Genomic DNA, 18657 nt, shown 5'->3' with positions numbered 1-18657 from the left:
TCAGTGGTCACATTGGGGGATTGCGGCGTCAGCTCTCCTCTGGCCGGTGCACCGAGGCGAGCGAAAGACCAGATGCCGGCACAGCCGATCCAACAGCGTTGCGTACCGCATGCGGTTGGCCTACCGGAGCGTCCGGTTCAAGGCCGCCTTGTTCGAGCGCACGGGGCGGAACTCGGTAAACGTGTCACCGCTGGTGTCACCAATTCGCGGGAGGGCGGCAAGAATGCGATTCCTGTGCGAACTTCGAAAGCCTTCAAAACGTTGTTTCTACTCCAAATGTGCGCCATTAGCATCATGGCTTGGTGACGCGCCGGCTAGATCGGGAACCCCGCTTTTTCTACTTTATCAGCAGGTGATATAGTTAGGTATGAAACGAGACACGGCTATTGATACCCTGCTTGACCTGCATGGTTCGATCCTCGATCAAGGGGGCGGTTACTGGATCAAGCTCGAAGCCTGGCAAGTCGAAATATCGAAGGAGATTCCCCATGGCATCAGGTACTCCCTCACCCTGCATGAGCCGTATGGCAAGAGAATTCTTGGGTATGACAACGCGCATGCAGTGAAGCCGCCCAAGAAATTTAAGTATGCCGGACGCATTTTGGCTTATGACCACAAGCACAGGCACGTGTCGGATAAAGGGGTGCCCTACGAATTCAAGGATGCACAGCAACTGATGAACGACTTTTTCGCAGACGTTGACCGCGTTCTGTCGGAGGTGAAGAAGAGATGAAAACCATTGTGATTGGCATCATGCCGCAAGAGAAAATCCGTGAGCGCGTGTTGGCAATTGCGCGGGGTGAGTACAGGCCGAAGGCCAGCGAGCCTAAGATCTGGTTCACTTCCATGAAGTCGTTGGCCGAAGTGCTGAGCGACGACAATCGTGCTTTGTTGAGGGTCATCACCGAGACCAAGCCGGAATCCATCTCAGAACTCGCACAAGCTACGGGCCGCAAGCCCGGCAACCTATCGCGTACGCTGAAAACAATGTCCAACTATGGCATCGTCGACCTCAAACGTGAGAAGAACCATGTGCGCCCGGTCGCCAAAGCTACGGATTTCCGAATCCTTGCCGCTTAACGACCCCCTCAGAGCCGCTGCGTGTCGCAGGGGCGAAGTCGCTGCGACCGTCGTCTAGCACGCAGACCTCACCGTCCAAAATGCCTCCGTCGAGGAGATTGGCGGGGGGCATTCACCAATGGCTCAGTTCGACCGCGCCGGCGAGAGAAACCAGCCCGGATGAGCCTTCTTGCCGATAACGCTCCAGCAGCCGCCGGAATTGCCGATCCGTGATCTCCCAGCCGTTCGGCGGCCACGCCTGGCCGCAACTGACCATCCACGACCGCCTGGACGATCTGGAGCCTGTCTAACTCACGCATGCTTACTGTAATGACCTCGGTTCCCGCCATTCCCGGGCCTATGAGCATCTCTGCTCCACGCCGCTCGAACGTGACCAACCGTGCCAGTCGACTACGTATGCAGGCGAGTCGTTAGCCCGGTGACAGCTAATCCCTCCCAACAGACTGTTCCGGCATGTCCGAGCCGATCCCGGAGACAGTCGCAGGCTCCGCCATAAAGTGCTTTCTACGCCACAGAGCGCATAAGAATACTTATGTTAAATGGTTATCGTGTCTGGATCGTTCAAGCGTCCGACGGCTTAGACAATGGGCTCAGAAACGAACGGAACCATTCCGTGGTAAATGCGCCGGACTTTCAAGTGTGAAAGTTAAGATATGGCGAAGGACTACAGGTAGTTGCGGGCGGCGTCTATGGTTGCCCGGGATGGGGCGCGCCCTGTCCGCTCCGAAGAGTTCTCCGAGAGGCTTTATAGGCACATTGCCTCGCGTTGAACCACGACGCATGGAGCACAGAGATGGTGCTGCTATCAAATGACCATCAAAAAGAGCGTGTCTCGTAACACATTGATTTTATTGGTGTTTCCACTTTTAGGCGATCCTGCGCAGCAAAGTACGAAGCTAGTTGTCAAATAAGCTATGCCCAGTACGGCACATACTTCATGAACTTGCGGCCTGCAGTCTCATCGTACGGCCGAAGCATGCCACCCTCCACGGCCTCCTTGATCAGTCGCGACGCCGTCGCACTGTTCTGGACCGGAATGCCGAACCGATCTCGCAAACTCGCATTGGTCATATAGTCGCGCTGGACGTACCGAAGGCATGCATGCAGGTAGCAAGCACGCACTCGGTCGGATTTGTCCATTTTCGTAAGTTCTTTGTGCGCGAATAAGGTTGCCCGCGTATGGTCGGAAACTGTCGAGAACTCCGGAGCGGGCAGCTGGTAAGCCTCCGTGACCGACACTACCTTATCCACGCCGCTTCCCCGTTCCTCGCAGATGCCGAAGCGCCGCATGAGGGAAGCAAGCCCTTCGTTCCGCGAACGCGGGGGCGTATCCAGGAATCTCTCGACATTGATGAGTGGACTACCAGGATTTGTCACCTCCATCCGGTCCTTAAAGATCTCTATCATCGGCCCTGCTCCTCCCAAGCCAAAATCCTGATGGATGAGCGCGTTGGCCGCAAGCTCCCGCACTGCCAATTCCGGATACATGGGAACATCCTTTCGGATAGCCTTGCCGATGATCTCGTTGGACGGCAGCAAAGCATTGATGTAACCGATCAATCCCTCAAAGCCAGCCGCGTACCCCTTCGCACCAACCTGCTCGCGAAGGGTGCTGACGCGATCTCTGCCTTCGTAGGCGATTACCCGCACTGCTTTGCGCCGCAGTCCACTGAAGTCTTCCAGGCGCTTGGCGAACAAAATAGCGCCAAGGTTGGTGATGTCCCAAGATCCGCTATCGTTGCGCCGGATCAGGCTTTCCGCGGCCAAGCGCTCCAAGACCTGGGAGCGGTTTTCCGGCAATGGAATTCCTGCCAGATCGAAGTACGCCGGATAGTCGAGGAGAGACACAACCTCCTCGTCCGAAGCGTCGCGGCGAGCGACCATTGCCTCGAATGGTGTCTCGTCAAAGATGCGCCAGAGCTCGCGCTCTTTTTCCGGAAATTCCTTCAGCTTCTTCTTCAGCGACCCGATCCTGACAAATTCATTGTGCATGAACTGAACCGGATGCCGGTAAGCGCGACCAACTTCGAGTACGACAACGCGTTGACCATCAACTTCCACGGACTCGAAAGAGAATAGAATTTTCGGGCTGAGCAGGCGCAATAGCCAGTTCTCCAGCTCTTCGTTGCCCACCTTCGCGGCCTTGGGGTCGAACATCGTGCCGACGAGTTCATGACTGGCATCGTCGACTCCCCATATCAAATACCCGTGGGCACGGTTGGCCAGAGCCGCAGAATTCGACAATGCCGAGATGTACTCACCGATTTGCTCGTGGTCCACTCGATTGCGCTTGAACTCAAGCCACTCGGTCTCCGTTGGCAGCTTACAGAGTTCGCGAACGAGGCTCGCAGGCCTCTCTTGTGCGGATGGTAGGTTCATGCTGACGATGAAAGGGGTGCGCTTTGCCTGCGGCGCAGACTAGAATTTTACCCGACCGAAATCGTCCGCTCGCTATTGGCGCATGAGAGCCAGGACTTCCGGTGCCGTCTGGTCTCTACGAATCCGCGGACAGGGCGAGGTTCCCGGCTTCTTGGGCTTGTAGCTGCAAGCGGGAAAGGACGAACGGAACTCACCGTAGGGACCGGTTCGAAAGGCCAGAGCCCCTTGCTTGCACAGGGGCAGCTCCTCTCTCGGATGCCTACCGGCATTGGCCGCATTCGGGCGGCCTCGACGCTGCGCGGTCGCCATTGGGATCTGGATGGTGCAGCCATGGCAATAGCCCCTGGCCGCGGCTTAGCCCGCACGCCGAGGCCGCCAATATTGCGGCGGCCCTATCGCGCTCCCCCGCCAACCGACGAGTCAGAAATGGTAGGTGATCGCCCCTTCGACGTCGCTGATGGAGCGGTTGGCGATGAGCTTGGCGATGATGGACTCAACCTCGCGCTCGGCGATGGCGTGCACCTTAAACATGGCGTGGATGTGCTTCGCCAAGGTCACTCGTCGGCGCGGCCGGGCAACCTTCTGCGAGCGGGCCAGGATCTGGCGCGTGAGCTCGGCGTTCGGCTTGGCACTGCCCTTCTTGTCGTTGCCTGACTGGGGCTGCGCGGCCTTTTTGGCGGGCGTTTTCACGGAGGCCGCCTTGGCCGCCTTCGGAGGCGTGTGGGCCGCAGGCTTGGCGTTCGCGCTCGGCTTTGGGAAAGCCGCCGGAGCCGGCGTCGCGCGCGCGGGCTGTGCGGGCGTGGGGCTCGGCTGAGCCGGACCAGAGGCTTGACCCTCGGCGGCCCCCGTGTCCGCCGGGCTGGCCCGAAACGCCTCGGCGAGCGCGGTCACGCGCCGCGCAGGAATCCCAAGCTTCGTGCCGAGCCAGGTGAGCAGAGAATCGAAACCCCGGTCGTGGGAAAGCACGAACACGGGCCCTTTCTCGCCCTTCTCCACCATGCGGCCGATCTCGAAGGCAATGTGGAAGTCGAGCGCGTTGGGCCCGATTCCGCTTGAGCGAACCCACCGGGCGCGCTCGCCTAGCGCCTGCAGCCCCATCGCCACTTCGATGGGGACCTTCTTCTGGATCTCGCCAGCGAACACCACCAGACGCGAGCCACACAACTGGGAGAAGTCGATGTCCTGGACGCTCTCGAAGTCGACCAGCACGACGGCGTCGGCGCTCATCATCTAATCTCCCGTCGCATCCCAGCCGATTGCGTCGATGCCGCGTCCGCCAAGGTGACGCGCCAGTCGATCCTCTCCCGAATGACCCCCATAACTCATGCCTCCCGATGTTTTTGGTTTCGACACCAATTTAACCCAAGGTGCGAGGTGTGAAGAGAGTCTTCGAAAGCCGGAGCTTGCGCTCTGACGATAGTGGCCAACACTCGGTCGAGATCACCCTTGATCGGGAAGCAGAAATAGTAGCGGCGACTGAGGCAATGGCCGGTTGAATCTGCGGTCGTTCAGAGCCGGTCGAGCACCAGGCCGTCGCCGAGTTTGGCTGCCAGGGTCGTCAAATTCTGGCAGAACTTCCGTTTTTCCTCTGGCACCCCTGGCTGGGCGGCTAGATCACTACCCTGACCCCGCATGGCGACAAAGGTGTCGCCGAGCGTGTAGGACAGCCTCGGCTATCCCGCCGTGCTGCATAGCGCGAAACTGGTGCCATCGCAGCATATAGCGAGGGCATCATGAAAGACATCACCATTGTCACCAGCGCTGGGCCTCTCATCTCGCTGATTGCCGGCATCCTGATTCTTGTCATGCCGCGACTGCTCAACTACATCGTCGCCATCTACCTAATCGTCATCGGACTGCTCGGACTGTTTGGCGGACATCTGCACTGAGCGGATGCTGTGACCTGTGCAGTTTTGTGAGGCACCGGAATTCGCCGGACTGCGATCCCCAAGAAATCAATGATTTGACAGCTAATTCCGTCGCGGCTGGGCCGTCTCAGAACCGGAGTTACGTGGACTGCGGTGAAAAGAAGCGCGAATTAGCCCGCAGGCACAGAATCTGCATGAGAAACGGGGCCTGTCTAAGGTCTAACTAGTACCAGTTCCCCATCAGGAGCACCATGAAGCCTCACATCCAGCACTCCCACCACGCCTATCGTGCCGGTGACACCCATCATGGCAGCCGGTATTACCTGATTCTAGGGGCCTGCATTCTGGCATTCGGCCTGCTGTATGTCGCGTGGTCGCTTTGACCAGTGGGCCGGTCAGTGAATTGCCCGGACAACAGCCATAGTCGGGGCGCAAGTTGGCAGCCTGCGCCGTTAGGGTCGTGCCGTCACAACTTCGTTCGTCTTCAGTGTGAATAATTGGTCGGCGTCTGCCTGCGCCAAGGCGCGTTCAGAACGTGTCTGATCGCACTGATACGTCTCAATCCTTTCCTTGTTTGGAGCGGTCCGCAGTACCAGCGTGACGGCCCCTTTGTAGTGCTCACCCCATCCGTTGTTCCAGTGAAGGGTAAATGCTTTTCCACGAACAACATTTGCTTGCATAGCACCGGTTCCTATTGTCAGATGCGACGACGCCGAGAGGTCCGGCACACATGCTTGGCGATGGTTGGGCCGAGAGGGAGAACCTGTTCAGGTTCCCAATGACCTGTCGAGGCGATCCGTTGCAGTATCGCCTGGATAGCTGGTAGTCGGATGTCGGTTTGTTGGGTCGATTTCTCAACCTTAGATCGAACCCGCAGCGCCAGTATTTCTGCCACAACCAATCGCGTCATCGTAGGCGGCAACCGGATTGACGCCGTCCCAGACCAGTTCGTTCATCGGCACGTCATCGTCATAGGCGATGATCAGTACGCCGGGCGGGAAGATTCCGCTTGTCACCACCTCCACCCGTGGGACCACTCGATAGCTGACGTACATATCTCCCCTTCACCGTCTTGGCGGTGCTTGCACGCTCTTGGGCGCTTGTTGAGAAGAATACCTTTCATCCGACCTGAGCAGCATACGCATTTCGGGTTAGGGGAATTCACTGAGTAAGATTTACGTCAGAAAGTCAACTTCCGGCGTTAGAATCCTTCCTCTAAATTTTCGCAGCAGACCACCATCGACGTGAGAGGCAGTGAGGCACAAAACTATCAGGGAGACACGAATGCTGAGTCCGCATGAATTTGCAACGCTGAAGGTGGTCAACGATGCGCCTGAACAAATCGAGTTGGACCGTGCGGACCTTCACGCCCTGCTGGAACGTCACTATGTAACCGTGGAACTTCTGGCTTCTGGGCGGCAGCTACCTCGCGTCACGCCGCACGGCCATTCATTCCTGCAAGCCGTTGCGCGAATTCGCTGATTGCGGACCCGCGAAGCTGACGCAGCCAGCGCGTCGGATTCCCGGCAGACCGAACTTGATGCCAGCCAGTCCCCCGCCGACGCACGCCGTGGTGTCGGTATCGTGACCGAATAGGATCGCGGTTGGACGACATCTTCGAACGACGTTTCCTGCATTGCCATGTGCGTAGACCAGACCGCATCGATGCAGTATCCGGATCCGCGTGGCTAATCAGGTTTCGGGAAGCTGCGCAGCACATCCACTCCATGCAGAAAAACCTTGCGCTCTCGTTCACCAGGCCAGTCTTGGTAAATCTCGTCAAGACCGCGGTCTGCCCATGACCACGGATCGGGAAGCTTGCATAAGTAGCCCCTTGCGACCAAACAGTAGACGCACAGACCGCCAGTGACCGGGGATAGGCGTGAGTAGGCCGTGACTGAAGGCGAGCATCTCGGACCAGTTCTTCGTCGCTGCCGGTATGCCACATTGCAAGCGGCAAGGTGGCGGGTTCTGTGTGAGACCCTCGGCAGCAGTCGAAAGCAAAAAGCGGCGAACCCTGTTGGGAGCGCGGCTTTTCAAATAAATGGTGGCGAATCCGGGATTCAGACCACGGTCTACGCGCCGGCTAATCGGTAGTCGAGTGAAATATAGCGCACCTTTAACTCCGACTAATTCCGGCTTCATACAGCTTTTCGGGTCCGAGCGGCGTGGCGTTCCGTCTAGGTGACAACTGTATAAATATACAGTACTCTGGTGACAGGACTTGCCAATGCTCACCGTCGCCCCTGAAACCATCCATCCGTCACTTTGGGTCGCCTCACAACTGGCCCGGGACAACGCGCGCACCGCCTCGACGGGCTATACCGCGCTGGACAAGGAGTTGCCGGGCGGAGGATGGCCCATCGGCAGCCAGGTGGAACTCTTACTGCAGCAACCTGGCATCGGCGAACTCCGGCTGCTGCGCCCCACGCTCGTGGCCCGATCTGGACGTCCGATCGTGCTCCTGGCGCCGCCGCACGCCCCACAAGCCCTTTCATTGGTGAGCTGGGGAATATCGCCGGAGCGGCTGCTGTGGATTGATGCGCAACGGACTGCCGATGTCCTTTGGGCGGCCGAGCAGACCTTGCGGGCCGGGACTTGTGGCGCCTTGATTCTCTGGCAGTCCCACCTTCGCAACGACGCGCTACGGCGCCTGCACCTGGCCGCACAAACCTCGGACACGCTCTTCTTCGTGGTGCGCCCCGCTGCGTGCGCGCGGGATGCCTCGCCGTCACCGTTGCGCCTGGCCCTCGAGCCTGCCGTCGGCGGCGTCACCGTCAACTTCGTCAAGCGCCGCGGGCCGCAGCAAGAGACCCCTCTGCTCGTCGCGCTGGAACCGTCCCCCATTTTGTTGTATCGCCATGCTGCGCCTGTGGATCTGCCTACGCCTGCCGTCGCTCCCTCTCGAAGTCTTCCGGCCGACCTGGTCCACCACTGAACTGGCCGTTGCCGTCCTCGACAAGGAACGGGTCCATCTCGCTACGCCCCTGGCCCTGGCTGCGGGCGTCAAGCCGGGCATGCGCCGCGGCGGCGTGCAAACCATCGCGCCAGCCGCCATCCTGTTTGATCGCGATGCCGGCAAGGAAGAGGACGCACTGGCGAGAGTCACCATGGCGACGCTGCAGTTTTCGCCGAATGTCGCCGCTGCAGATGAAGCTGCGGTCCTGATCGACGTCAGCACCACGCTACGACTCTTCGGTGGCCCGCGCAAACTCCGCCGACGGATCATGGGGACCGTCCAGACGATGGGCTTCAGCACGATGGTCGGCAGCGCCCCGACGGCGCAGGGAGCGTGGCTGCTGGCGCGCACCGGCGGTGGCACCGCCTTGACTACGGCGTCGTTGCAACGCAGGATGGCCGGCCTGCCGATTCACGCCTTGCCCGCCGCGCGCAAGTTTGCCGACTGGTTCGAAGGCCTGGGCTGCCTGACGCTGGAGGACCTGCGCCGCCTGCCTCGCGCCGGTCTGCAGCGCCGCTGCGGCGCTGACTTCCTGGATGCCCTGGATCGCGCCTACGGGGAGGCCCCGGAAATCTTCGAGTGGGTCGAAGCTCCCCCAGCATTCGATGCGACGGTGGATCTGCCGGATCGCATCGAGAATGCCGAACAGACGCTGGCGTATGTTCGCGGCCTGTTGGTGCAGATGGTGGGTTGGTTGACCGCCCGGCACCTGGCCATCAAGCGGTTCCATGTGGCATTGCGCCACGAGCGCGGCCGCGCGGCCATCCCGCCGACGACGATCGAGATTGCGCTCGCCGAGCCCAACTGGCATGAGGAACATCTGATCCGCATCCTCAAGGAGCGGCTCGCCCTCGTTGTCGTCGAAGCCCCGATGATCGCCGTGGCCGTGTCCGCGATCGACACGGAGCCCATGGCACCGCCCACGGAGTCCCTCTTCCCGGAACCCGGCGGGACGCATGCCGATCACGCCCGGCTACTCGAGCTGCTCAGCGCGCGCCTCGGCGCCGACAGGGTTCGCCAGCCCTGCTTGCAGGCAGACTACCGCCCCGAGGTGGCCAACGCATGGCGACCGGCCACCGAGAAGCCTGCACGCGTGTCCCTGCCGGCAGCCCTGCCTCGACCAACCTGGCTGTTGGGCAAGCCGGTCCCGCTCATCGAGCGGGATCACCGGCCGTTCTACGGTTCGCCCCTGCATATCGTTTCGCCACCCGAGCGCATCGAAGCCGGCTGGTGGGGCGGCCAAGTGGTCACGCGCGATTACTTCGTGGCGCAAGGTAAGGACCACACCTGCTACTGGATCTTCCAGGAGCGGATGGGCAGCCGCGAAGGCGACGAATCGCGGTGGTACCTCCATGGTCTCTTCGGATAACCGCCATGGGCGAGATTCTCGCAACAGGCCTGCCCGACTATGCGGAACTGCATTGCCTGTCCAACTTCTCCTTTCTCACGGGTGCGTCCCGTCCGGAAGAGCTGGCGGAGCGCGCGGCGCAGTTGGGCTACCATGCGCTCGCGATCACGGACGAATGCTCGCTGGCTGGGATCGTGCGCGCGCATACGGAAGCGAAGAAGGCCGGCATGCGCCTGGTCGTGGGGGCCTCCTTCCACCTGCAGAATGCCGACGGCTCCCCTGCCCTGTCCGTTGTGGCCCTGGCTCGCAACCGGGAAGGCTACGGCAACCTCTGCGAGCTGATCACGCTGGCCCGCATGCGCGCCGCCAAGGGTTCGTATGTCCTGACGCCACGCGATCTCGCCGCGCCAGAGGCGCCCCACCAGCACCTCAAGGGCCTGCCCGACTGCCTCATCATCTTCACGCCGGATTACGGTGCCCCGGCGGACAGGCTGGACCTCCAGGCTGCGTGGGTGAGCGCGACCTTTGCCGGACGGGCCTGGATGGGGCTGAACCTGCTGTACCGTCCGCTGGACGACATCCATCGTGGCACCGTCGAGGCGGCGGCGGCCCGCCACCATCTGCGCGTCGTGGCCACCGGCTGCGTCACCATGCACGTGCGCTCGCGCAAACCGATGCTCGACGTGCTGACGGCGATCCGTGTTGGCCGTCCTGTTCCGGAGTGCGGCTACGACCTGGCACCGAATGCCGAGCAGCATCTGCGCTCGCGCCTGCGACTGGCCAACATCTACCCGCACCGCTACCTGACCGAAGCGGTCCACATCGCCAATCTCTGCCAATTCTCCCTGGATGAGTTGCGATACGAATACCCTGACGAGGTGGTTCCGGACGGCACCACACCGGCCGATTACCTGCGCACCGAAACCTATGCGGGGGCCCACCGCCGCTTCCCGGCTGGCATCCCACTTGCCGTGCAGCAGCAGATCGAGCATGAACTCGCGCTCGTCCGGGACATGGATTATGAGCGGTACTTTTTGACGGTGAGCGATATCGTGCGCTTTGCGCGCTCGAACGGGATCCTCTGTCAGGGTCGCGGCTCGGCGGCCAATTCCGCGATCTGCTACTGCCTGGGCATCACGGAGGTCGACCCCGCACGCGGTAATCTCCTGTTCGAGCGCTTCATTTCCAAGGAGCGCGGTGAGCCACCGGACATCGACGTCGACTTCGAGCACCAGCGACGCGAGGAGGTCATCCAGTACCTGTATCGCAAGTACGGGCGAGACCGGGCCGCGCTTGCCGCCGCGGTGACGACTTATCGCCCGCGCAGCGCCCTGCGCGACACCGGCAAGGCGCTCGGCGTCGATCCTGCGATTGTGGATCTGGTGGCCAAGTCGCATCACTGGTTCGACGGGAAAGCGGACCTGCTGAAGCGCTTCGCTGAAAGCGGCGTGGATGCGGAAGCCGAGTTGTCCCAACGATGGGCGCACATGGCCGTCTCGTTGTTGGGTTTCCCCCGCCACCTGTCGCAGCACACGGGCGGCTTCGTGTTGGCGCGAGGCAAGCTCTCGCGCCTCGTGCCCATCGAAAACGCCGCGATGGCAGACCGGAGCGTGATCCAGTGGGACAAGGACGATCTGGACGCCTTGGGTCTGCTCAAAGTCGACGTCCTGGCGCTCGGCATGCTGTCCGCCGTGCGACGCGCGCTCGACCTCGTTGCGGAACAGCGCGGCGAGGCCTTCGAGCTGCAGGACATTCCGGCGGAAGACCATGCAACTTACGAGATGATCTGCCGTGCCGATACCGTTGGCGTGTTCCAGATCGAGTCGCGTGCGCAGATGTCGATGCTGCCCCGCCTGCAGCCGCGCACGTTCTACGACCTGGTCATCGAGGTGGCGATCGTGCGACCCGGACCCGTCCAGGGCGGCATGGTGCACCCTTACCTGCGCCGGCGACAGGGCTTCGAGCCAGTCACCTATCCGAGTGCCGCGATGGAAAAAGCGCTGTCGCGCACGCTCGGCGTGCCGATCTTCCAGGAGCAGGTGATGCAGGTGGCCATGCTGGCCGCCGGCTTCTCGGCCGGGGAAGCCGACCAGCTACGGCGCGCTATGGCCGCGTGGAAGCGCAAGGGTGGCATCGACAAGTACTACGATCGGATCGTCTCGGGCATGCTCGAGCGCGGCTACGATCGCGAGTTTGCCGAAAGCATCTTCCGGCAGATCCAGGGGTTTGGTGAGTACGGCTTCCCGGAAAGCCATGCAGCCAGCTTTGCGCTGCTCGTCTACGCCAGCGCCTGGCTGAAATGCCATGAGCCCGAAGCCTTTCTCTGTGCGATGCTGAACAGTCAGCCCATGGGCTTCTACACGCCCTCGCAGCTGGTGCAGGATGCCAAGCGCCACGGCGTTACCGTATTGCCTGCCGATGTGGCGGTGAGCGGTTGGGATTCCGCACTCGAACCCTTCCACGCAGGCTCACGGCCGGCGGTGCGATTGGGCCTGTCCCTCCTACGCGGCATGCGTCGCGAGGCCGCGCAGCGCATCGAGGAGGCCCGCGCGATACGGCCGTTCGCCAGCACGGCAGAGCTGGCGCGTCGCGCCGCACTCGATCGGCACGACCTGCAGGTGCTGGCCAGCGGCAATGCGCTGGCGTCGATCACGGGCGGGCGCCGTCAAGCCCTGTGGCAGGCCGCCGCAGCGGTACCGGACAAGGACATGCTGCGTGCCACCGAGCTGGCCGAGGAGTCCGCCGAATTGGTGCCGGCAACCGAGGGCGAGGAGATCGTTGGCGACTACCGGGCGATGGGCCTGACACTGCGTCGCCACCCGCTTGCCTTGCTGCGCCCGATGCTATCCGCTCGACGTTTCGTGTCCGCCGCAGAGCTGGCGCAATACCAGCCGCGGCAAACCGCTCGTGCCGCAGGCCTGGTCACCGTGCGACAGCGCCCGAGCACCTCGAATGGCGTCATCTTCATGACGCTGGAGGATGAGACCGGTGTGGTCAACGTGATTGTCTGGCCAGGGGTCTTCGAACGCTTCCGCAAAGAAGTCCTCGGGGCGAGGATGGCCGGCATCTATGGTCAGTGGCAATGCGAGGGCGAGGTCCGTCACCTCATCGCTCAGCGCGTGGTGGATCTCTCGTCGATGCTCGGCCGGCTCGATACGGCCAGCCGGAATTTTTGCTGACAACGCAGTACCCTGCGGATGTTCCGGGGACGCCCAAGTGTCGTGATCGTGCATTGAAAAGCACCTTGATCCCTTGCATACTGTCTCGCAACGGAACCTACCGGACGGCAGTACCGCTTGGCCTATCGTGACGGGGGCGATTGGATGCTAGCTGATAGCGAAGTGCCGCAATACCCGAGGGGCGACCTGCGACGCATGCTTGCAGTCCTCGCCGCGATCGACGAGATCCCCGACGCGACCCTGGTCAAGGTGGCGGCGCGGAGCGGCATCGACAAGAAGACGGTGACAATGTTGGTTCGGCAAGCGGCTGAGCAGGCAGCGGTTCGTATCGAGAAGCTCGGTCCCGTTTATCGATTGACCGATTGGGGGCCGGTGCTCAAGAAGTCCGGTGCCAAAATAGCCTTGACTGGTGCGCTAGCCGCGCCAACGACGCAGCCATGACGGATCTCACGCGAAGGGGGCTGTGAACGCTTCGAGGGTCGCTGATCACTTTGCCAGGCCGTCAACATGCTGCGTTGAAGCGATCGCGCCGGGAGATTGGCGTCAATATCCATTGGCGATTCATGTCTCACGGGATGGGCGCTGGGCCGGCATAGTGGCGGTGTCCAAGCGGCCCGGCATCTCGAAATGTATCGTCTCCATAACGCGGCAACCGAGAACCGTCGACGTCATCATCTGGCGCGGCGCCGAACTGGCGACTTCGGTTCAAGCAGTCCGATCTGAATGACGGGAAGCCTGAAACTCTGCGATGAATTGGATCGCCTGTTCGCATTGTTCCAGCGACAATGCATGAATGCTTGGCGTTGCGACGGCCATACCAAGCGACGCAATGACCCATTTCATGGCTTTGCCGCGAGCCGCGAAAGCATTGACGCCGTCGCGCCGCATCTTTGCCGCGACCAAAGGCTCAAGCGCATCGTGCAGCTGGCTTTTGCGCTCGCGCAACGCCGCGTTGGCCAGTCGACCGAGGGGCGCGTTGTGCTTGCTGCGTGCCCGCACGCCGATCCAGGCCTGGCAGGCGGTGCAAATCCACACAGGTCCGTGATCTTCGAGATAAGGATACGTTTCATCGCCCGCGCGTGCCAAATTCGCCTTGGCGCCGCAGTCATCGCATACCGGCTGGGGAAGCACAGGAATTGGGCGGCCAACGCGCATGGTCTGACCTCTGCAGCGCAAGTTGAGAAGTGAGGAATTTTACGGGATGCGCTCGACGCTACGCGGCCAGACGGTGCTCGTAGAAGGGACGGCTGCGCTCTTCGAGAACGGCATCGAGTGCCGCTAAATTCTTCGGATCTGGGTGCAACCATGCGTCGACGCTTTCGCGCTGGATCGGAACGACGCATCGGTCGTGACCAGCGGCAGCCACTTCGGCCGGCGGTTCATCAGTGATTGCGGCGAACGAATAGAGGTCGGCTTCGCCCTCCCCTCCTTTTGTGCAGGACCACAGGCAGGCCACCAGCATGTCCTGCTGCGGCTCCGGACGGAACTCCAGAACCACGTTCTCTTCAACCTCGCCCGGCGCAAGATCGCGATGCTCCATCTTATGGCGCGCGACGTTCTCGTAGAAGGCATTGACGATCACGATGCCGTGCTTGTAGCCGTAGAGCTGGCGCCAGGCCTTCTTCAGATTGTCGCGTCGCGCATTGTAGGTCCCGGGCTTCTGCCGTTCCATTGCCGCAGTCCAGCCTGGCAGGCGGCATTGATAGCGCATCGGAATGACGGTGAACTGGCCATCCTCAACGACGAGCACGGGCGCGTAGTGTCCTGGAAATATCCGCGAATCGCGAGGCAGCAACTCTGTGCGCTGCAGGTCGGCGAGGTTGCGCTGGGCGCGAGAAGTTTTGTCGGTGGCGATGCGCTGGTCGTTCTCCGCCTTCTTCGTCGGCTTGGTGGCCAGCGTGCGCTCGGCAGTCGTCAGACGCGTCTTCTGCTGGAACAGCTCTGCCTCAAAGACGCCAGCCTGCTCTTGTTCTGCTGCGGCGATCAGGTCCGCAATGGCACACTCACCCTCGTTGGTCGGCGCCTCGAATGCCGCACGCATGGCCCTGGGTAGCTTCGACCAGCCTCCATCACGTCGCTTTTCCCAGAAAAGATCGATAAAGCGCTCAAGGCTGATGAGTGCGCCGAAGTCGCGCACGTACTTGCGGTAGCTGGCCTGGATCTGCGCCGAATAGCACATGTTGGTTTCCTCCAGTAATCCTGTAGCGGCTCGGGATGCTGCCCTCCCCCAATTCTACGGTCATCCGAATCAATGCAGCAAAAAGCGGCGTCTGTTGCACGCGGCTTGTCGGACGCCGCCGGATAGCGGAGTGGTCGCGAAGCGCCGACGCTGACAGCATTCAGAGACAAGTTAGGAGATGAACATGCCAGGCAAGAACATCCACGTCGTACCCGCTGGCGACGGCTGGGCGATTGAGCATGAGGGCGGCGGCCAGCGCCAGGAATTTAAGCGGCAGGAAGACGCGATCGCGGCTGGCACGGCGAAAGCGCAGCAGGAACAGGTCGAATTGCTGATCCACGGCCGGGACGGGCAGATTCGGGAGCGCAATTCCTTCGGCCACGATCCGCGCGACATCAAGGGCTAGCCGGCGTGCGGCTGACAAGGGACCGTTCATTCGATGGCCACAACCCACGCGAGGCGCAGAACCAAGCGCGGCGAGACGGAGCCATCGCCGCCGCTTGAGCGCTATGAGAAGAAGCGCGATTTCAGCATCACCCCTGAGCCAGCGGGACGGAAAGCGCGGCGAAAGAAGCCAGCACGCTTGAGCTTCGTCATCCAGAAGCATTGGGCTCGCCGACTGCACTACGACTTTCGGTTGGAGCTCGATGGCGTGCTGCTCAGCTGGGCCGTGCCAAAGGGACCGAGCTACGATCCTGCGGAAAAACGTATCGCCATCCATGTCGAAGACCACCCGCTCGACTATGCCGCATTCGAAGGCGAAATCCCGCCCAAGCAATACGGCGCCGGATCGGTGATTGTTTGGGACCGCGGCACCTGGGTACCGGTCGGCGATCCCCGCGAAGGCATGGCCGCGGGCAAGCTACTCTTCGATCTCCACGGCGAAAAGCTTGCCGGCCGCTGGGAACTGGTGCGCATCGCCAAGCCCGGCGACAAATCCGAGCAGTGGATCCTGTTCAAGAAACGCGACGCGTGGGCGCGCACGTTGTCGGAATTCGATGTGCTGACGGCGCTGCCGGACAGCGTCATCGCCAAGCCCTTGGGCGCGCTCAATGCAGAGGATGGCGACAAGGAATCTGTCGCGGTCCTCGACGAGGATCCCGCCACCGCCGTCAAGCGCGCGCCCCGTGCCCCGCTGCCCGCAAAGCTCGCCCCGCAACTGGCCACGCTGTCGCCAACACTTCCCGCCGGCACCGGCTGGATCATCGAGAACAAGTTCGACGGCTACCGGATCCTGGCCAGGATCTCCGACGCCGGGGTCACGCTCTTTACCCGAAATGGGCATGACTGGACCCGGAAGCTGGCTTCGCTGGCGGCGGAGATCGAGAAGCTGGACATCTCGGAAGGCTGGCTGGACGGCGAGATTGTCGTGCTGCGCGACGGCGTGCCGGATTTCAACGCCTTGCAGAATGCCATTGACGGCCATCGCAATGACGCCATCGTCTACTTCGCCTTCGACCTGCCCTACTTGGAAGGCCGCGATCTGCGCAGCTTGCCGCTGGTGCAGCGCCGGGCCCAACTGGCCGCGCTGGTCGCGGAGCGCACGGAGCGCGTTCGCTTCAGCGAAGCCTTCGACGCGCCGGCGACCCAGATGTTTCAGGCGGCGTGCCAGCTCGGCCTGGAAGGCTTGATGTTCAAGCGCGCAGATTCGCCCTATGTCTCGGCACGTACGCAGAGCTGGCTGAAGGCGAAGTGCAAGCTGCGTCAGGAGTTCGTCATTGGTGGCTATTCCGATCGCGAAGGCTCCCGTACTGAGGTCGGCAGACTCTATCTTGGCGTCTACGCCGACGGCGAACTGCGTTACACCGGCGGCGTCGGTACGGGCTGGGACAGCGCCGCGGCGACGGACCTGCGCAAGCGGCTCGTGAAACTGCAAGTGGACAAAAGCCCATTTTCGACGGAAGCCCGAGCGAGCCGTCGATGGGGAGGCCGCCGCGCCACCGCTGTGCAATGGGTTAAGCCGACGCTGGTCGCCGAAGTGGAATTCTCCGAGTGGACGCCCGAAGGCCATGTTCGCCACGCCTCGTTCAAGGGCCTGCGCACCGACCATGCCGCGAAGTCGATCCGGCGCGAAGCGGTTCAGACCGCCGTGACACCCCACGGCATGGCCGCGATCAAGGTCACGAATCCCGAACGCGTGATCGACAAGACCGAGGGCATCACCAAAGTCGAACTGGTGCGCTACTACGAGAGCATCGCGATGCTGATGCTGCCCCATCTGAAGGACCGCCCGCTATCGCTGGTGCGCGCCCCGGAGGGCATCGATGCCCCGACGTTCTTCCAAAAGCATGCCGAAACCGCGATGCCGGGGCTGACCGAGCGGCCGGCGTCCCTATGGCCGGGACATGCCGCGCTGCTGACGGCCGACTCGGCCGAAGCGATTGTCGCGGCCGCCCAGATGAATGTGGTGGAGTTTCACACCTGGAACTCCACTGCCCGCGACATCGACCATCCTGACCGGGTCATCTTCGACCTCGATCCCGGCGCAGGCGTCGCTTGGGAGACGATGCTCGAGGCCGCCATGTTGGTGCACGCGCTGCTGGACGAACTGGGCCTGCAGTCGTGGCTGAAGACGAGCGGCGGCAAGGGGCTACACGTCGTCGTGCCGCTGGCACCGCAGCATTCCTACGATGAGGTGAAAGCCTTCTCGCGGGCTGCAGTTCAGCATCTGGCCGCCACCCTGCCCCAGCGCTTCACCGCACGTTCCGGCGCCACCAACCGCAAGGGAAAGATCTTCGTCGACTACCTGCGCAATGGCTTCTCGCAAACCACCGCCGCCGCGTTCTCAGCGCGTGCCCGGCCCGGACTTGGGGTCTCAATGCCTGTGTCGTGGGAGCAGTTGCCGAAACTCAAGAGTGGCGGGCAATGGACGATCCGGGATGCCCGTGAATATCTGAGCTTCCAGGTCGCGGACCCATGGTCGTCCTATTGGGAAACCCCACAGATGTTGACCGACGCGATCGAACGGCTAAGTTAAGCCACGGCGCATCCAGAGCGGCGTACCGTCAATGACGTGGCGCTTTTTTCATGATTGCCAGGGAGCCCAATTTGAATGAATGTCCAAAAAAGGCACCAGAGAGCCAACTTTCGGAAACAGGGTGCGCCTCATGGTGGCCGGTCTACCAAGTTGCGAGACTAACCGCTGGTTCTTCCGGATGATGCCGATCTCTTCGTCACTGATGGCCAATAGCTCGCTCACGGTTTTGGCGATCGCGCCCCGTAACGACCTCGCGCATTTGCGCACGACGAAGCGGTGCAAGCTGCGCTCGCAAAATGGCAGTCCTTTGTTACCCGGATATCCCTGAATGATCACCAATTTGCCTGATCAGGAGTCTGTCGAATGCATAACCGCGACTGCGCCTGGCGCAAGGTGACCACCCTTAACAGGCCGCTGAAATACCTCCAGCGGACGTCAGCGCGACGACTGGCTGAAGCGTTGCTTTGAGGATCCCATCCAATCCCACATTCATGCGCGGCGCAGATACCTTCACGGGAAGCTTGTTCACTATGCGGAGGCTGGAGGATTTCGTGCCGCAGTCCCATCCGCTGCGCTCGATCCGGACTATGGCCAACCAGGCGCTGGTGAAGATGGACCGGCTGTTCGCGCAGATGTACGAGGCCGATATCAAGGGTGGCCGCCCCAGTATCGCGCCGGAGAAGTTGCT

17 protein-coding genes are annotated in these 18657 nt (G+C 61.7%); 12 read left to right on the top strand and 5 right to left on the bottom strand.

What is annotated here, in order from left to right:
- Positions 1-367 precede the first annotated feature (367 nt).
- Both A3AG_RS0101775 and A3AG_RS0101770 read left to right on the top strand, forming a co-directional pair.
- Positions 368-733, top strand: a complete 366-nt coding sequence (locus A3AG_RS0101775) for a toxin-antitoxin system TumE family protein (RefSeq protein WP_012354483.1) — start codon at positions 368-370, stop codon at positions 731-733.
- On the top strand, positions 730-1080 hold the full coding sequence (locus A3AG_RS0101770; protein ID WP_012354482.1) for an HVO_A0114 family putative DNA-binding protein: 351 nt from the start codon (positions 730-732) through the stop codon (positions 1078-1080). The genes A3AG_RS0101775 and A3AG_RS0101770 overlap by 4 nt, the downstream gene beginning before the upstream one ends.
- A 912-nt stretch (positions 1081-1992) precedes the next feature.
- Here the strand turns inward: A3AG_RS0101770 and A3AG_RS0101760 are convergent.
- Both A3AG_RS0101760 and A3AG_RS0101755 read right to left on the bottom strand, forming a co-directional pair.
- Positions 1993-3459 carry an ATP-binding protein gene (locus tag A3AG_RS0101760; protein ID WP_012354480.1) on the bottom strand — a complete coding sequence of 489 codons (1467 nt, stop codon included), beginning with the start codon at positions 3457-3459 and terminating at the stop codon, positions 1993-1995.
- A gap of 420 nt (positions 3460-3879) precedes the next feature.
- Positions 3880-4689: a PIN domain-containing protein gene (locus A3AG_RS0101755; RefSeq protein WP_012354479.1), complete on the bottom strand. Its 810-nt coding sequence runs from the start codon at positions 4687-4689 to the stop codon at positions 3880-3882.
- 512 nt (positions 4690-5201) lie between these two features.
- On the opposite strand from A3AG_RS0101755, the gene A3AG_RS32935 reads away from it, so the two are divergent.
- Together A3AG_RS32935 and A3AG_RS34670 are read left to right on the top strand one after the other, a co-directional pair.
- Entirely contained in the window at positions 5202-5348 is a 147-nt protein-coding gene (locus A3AG_RS32935; protein WP_081479560.1) for a DUF3096 domain-containing protein, read from the top strand.
- Positions 5349-5578: 230 nt separating this feature from the next.
- Positions 5579-5710: a hypothetical protein gene (locus A3AG_RS34670; protein WP_256461665.1), complete on the top strand. Its 132-nt coding sequence runs from the start codon at positions 5579-5581 to the stop codon at positions 5708-5710.
- A gap of 477 nt (positions 5711-6187) precedes the next feature.
- Here A3AG_RS34670 and A3AG_RS33865 read toward each other — a convergent pair whose 3' ends face one another.
- The gene (locus tag A3AG_RS33865) at positions 6188-6382 is read right to left on the bottom strand and encodes a hypothetical protein (protein WP_116311481.1); all 195 of its coding nucleotides are present in this window, start codon (positions 6380-6382) and stop codon (positions 6188-6190) included.
- Between the two features lie 229 nt (positions 6383-6611).
- Here A3AG_RS33865 and A3AG_RS32930 point away from each other — a divergent pair, with 229 nt between their 5' ends.
- The 5 genes from A3AG_RS32930 to A3AG_RS0101720 all read left to right on the top strand — a co-directional run bounded on the left by A3AG_RS32930 (position 6612) and on the right by A3AG_RS0101720 (position 13254).
- Positions 6612-6809, top strand: coding sequence for a hypothetical protein (locus tag A3AG_RS32930; RefSeq protein WP_012354477.1), 198 nt, complete (start codon positions 6612-6614; stop codon positions 6807-6809).
- 748 nt (positions 6810-7557) lie between these two features.
- The gene (gene imuA / locus A3AG_RS0101735; protein ID WP_012354476.1) at positions 7558-8265 is read left to right on the top strand and encodes a translesion DNA synthesis-associated protein ImuA; all 708 of its coding nucleotides are present in this window, start codon (positions 7558-7560) and stop codon (positions 8263-8265) included.
- The gene (locus A3AG_RS0101730; protein ID WP_012354475.1) at positions 8189-9655 is read left to right on the top strand and encodes a Y-family DNA polymerase; all 1467 of its coding nucleotides are present in this window, start codon (positions 8189-8191) and stop codon (positions 9653-9655) included. The genes imuA and A3AG_RS0101730 overlap by 77 nt, the downstream gene beginning before the upstream one ends.
- Positions 9656-9660: 5 nt before the next feature.
- Positions 9661-12813, top strand: a complete 3153-nt coding sequence (locus tag A3AG_RS0101725) for an error-prone DNA polymerase (protein ID WP_012354474.1) — start codon at positions 9661-9663, stop codon at positions 12811-12813.
- Between the two features lie 195 nt (positions 12814-13008).
- A complete protein-coding gene (locus A3AG_RS0101720) occupies positions 13009-13254 on the top strand; it encodes a hypothetical protein (protein WP_018003846.1) in 246 nt (81 codons plus the stop codon).
- Positions 13255-13518: 264 nt separating this feature from the next.
- Here A3AG_RS0101720 and A3AG_RS0101715 read toward each other — a convergent pair whose 3' ends face one another.
- Both A3AG_RS0101715 and A3AG_RS0101710 read right to left on the bottom strand, forming a co-directional pair.
- Entirely contained in the window at positions 13519-13968 is a 450-nt protein-coding gene (locus A3AG_RS0101715; protein WP_012354472.1) for a zinc-finger-containing protein, read from the bottom strand.
- A 58-nt stretch (positions 13969-14026) separates the two neighbouring features.
- Positions 14027-14992 (bottom strand): SOS response-associated peptidase family protein, encoded by a 966-nt coding sequence (locus A3AG_RS0101710; protein ID WP_012354471.1) that lies wholly within the window; start codon positions 14990-14992, stop codon positions 14027-14029.
- 184 nt (positions 14993-15176) lie between these two features.
- Between A3AG_RS0101710 and A3AG_RS0101705 the strand changes: the two genes are divergently transcribed.
- The 3 genes from A3AG_RS0101705 to A3AG_RS32925 form a co-directional block, all read left to right on the top strand.
- Positions 15177-15398 carry a DUF2188 domain-containing protein gene (locus tag A3AG_RS0101705; RefSeq protein ID WP_018003845.1) on the top strand — a complete coding sequence of 74 codons (222 nt, stop codon included), beginning with the start codon at positions 15177-15179 and terminating at the stop codon, positions 15396-15398.
- Between the two features lie 33 nt (positions 15399-15431).
- The gene (ligD, locus tag A3AG_RS0101700; protein ID WP_012354470.1) at positions 15432-17969 is read left to right on the top strand and encodes a DNA ligase D; all 2538 of its coding nucleotides are present in this window, start codon (positions 15432-15434) and stop codon (positions 17967-17969) included.
- Positions 17970-18460: 491 nt separating this feature from the next.
- On the top strand, positions 18461-18657 hold a 197-nt coding region (locus A3AG_RS32925; RefSeq protein ID WP_477146756.1), incomplete at its 3' end, for a transposase.

The sequence above is a fragment of the Cupriavidus neocaledonicus genome (assembly GCF_000372525.1).
GTDB classification, from domain to species: domain Bacteria; phylum Pseudomonadota; class Gammaproteobacteria; order Burkholderiales; family Burkholderiaceae; genus Cupriavidus; species Cupriavidus neocaledonicus.
This window is presented reverse-complemented; position numbering and strand designations above follow the sequence as displayed.

What these genes read in the sequence shown, in the direction of transcription:
- A3AG_RS0101775 (WP_012354483.1), top strand. Translation starts at nt 368, where the DNA reads ATGAAACGAGACACGGCTATTGATACCCTGCTTGACCTGCATGGTTCG.
- A3AG_RS0101770 (WP_012354482.1), top strand. Translation starts at nt 730, where the DNA reads ATGAAAACCATTGTGATTGGCATCATGCCGCAAGAGAAAATCCGTGAG.
- A3AG_RS0101760 (WP_012354480.1), bottom strand. Translation starts at nt 3,459, where the DNA reads ATGAACCTACCATCCGCACAAGAGAGGCCTGCGAGCCTCGTTCGCGAA.
- A3AG_RS0101755 (WP_012354479.1), bottom strand. Translation starts at nt 4,689, where the DNA reads ATGATGAGCGCCGACGCCGTCGTGCTGGTCGACTTCGAGAGCGTCCAG.
- A3AG_RS34670 (WP_256461665.1), top strand. Translation starts at nt 5,579, where the DNA reads ATGAAGCCTCACATCCAGCACTCCCACCACGCCTATCGTGCCGGTGAC.
- A3AG_RS33865 (WP_116311481.1), bottom strand. Translation starts at nt 6,382, where the DNA reads ATGTACGTCAGCTATCGAGTGGTCCCACGGGTGGAGGTGGTGACAAGC.
- A3AG_RS32930 (WP_012354477.1), top strand. Translation starts at nt 6,612, where the DNA reads ATGCTGAGTCCGCATGAATTTGCAACGCTGAAGGTGGTCAACGATGCG.
- imuA (WP_012354476.1), top strand. Translation starts at nt 7,558, where the DNA reads ATGCTCACCGTCGCCCCTGAAACCATCCATCCGTCACTTTGGGTCGCC.
- A3AG_RS0101730 (WP_012354475.1), top strand. Translation starts at nt 8,189, where the DNA reads ATGCTGCGCCTGTGGATCTGCCTACGCCTGCCGTCGCTCCCTCTCGAA.
- A3AG_RS0101725 (WP_012354474.1), top strand. Translation starts at nt 9,661, where the DNA reads ATGGGCGAGATTCTCGCAACAGGCCTGCCCGACTATGCGGAACTGCAT.
- A3AG_RS0101720 (WP_018003846.1), top strand. Translation starts at nt 13,009, where the DNA reads ATGCTTGCAGTCCTCGCCGCGATCGACGAGATCCCCGACGCGACCCTG.
- A3AG_RS0101715 (WP_012354472.1), bottom strand. Translation starts at nt 13,968, where the DNA reads ATGCGCGTTGGCCGCCCAATTCCTGTGCTTCCCCAGCCGGTATGCGAT.
- A3AG_RS0101710 (WP_012354471.1), bottom strand. Translation starts at nt 14,992, where the DNA reads ATGTGCTATTCGGCGCAGATCCAGGCCAGCTACCGCAAGTACGTGCGC.
- A3AG_RS0101705 (WP_018003845.1), top strand. Translation starts at nt 15,177, where the DNA reads ATGCCAGGCAAGAACATCCACGTCGTACCCGCTGGCGACGGCTGGGCG.
- ligD (WP_012354470.1), top strand. Translation starts at nt 15,432, where the DNA reads ATGGCCACAACCCACGCGAGGCGCAGAACCAAGCGCGGCGAGACGGAG.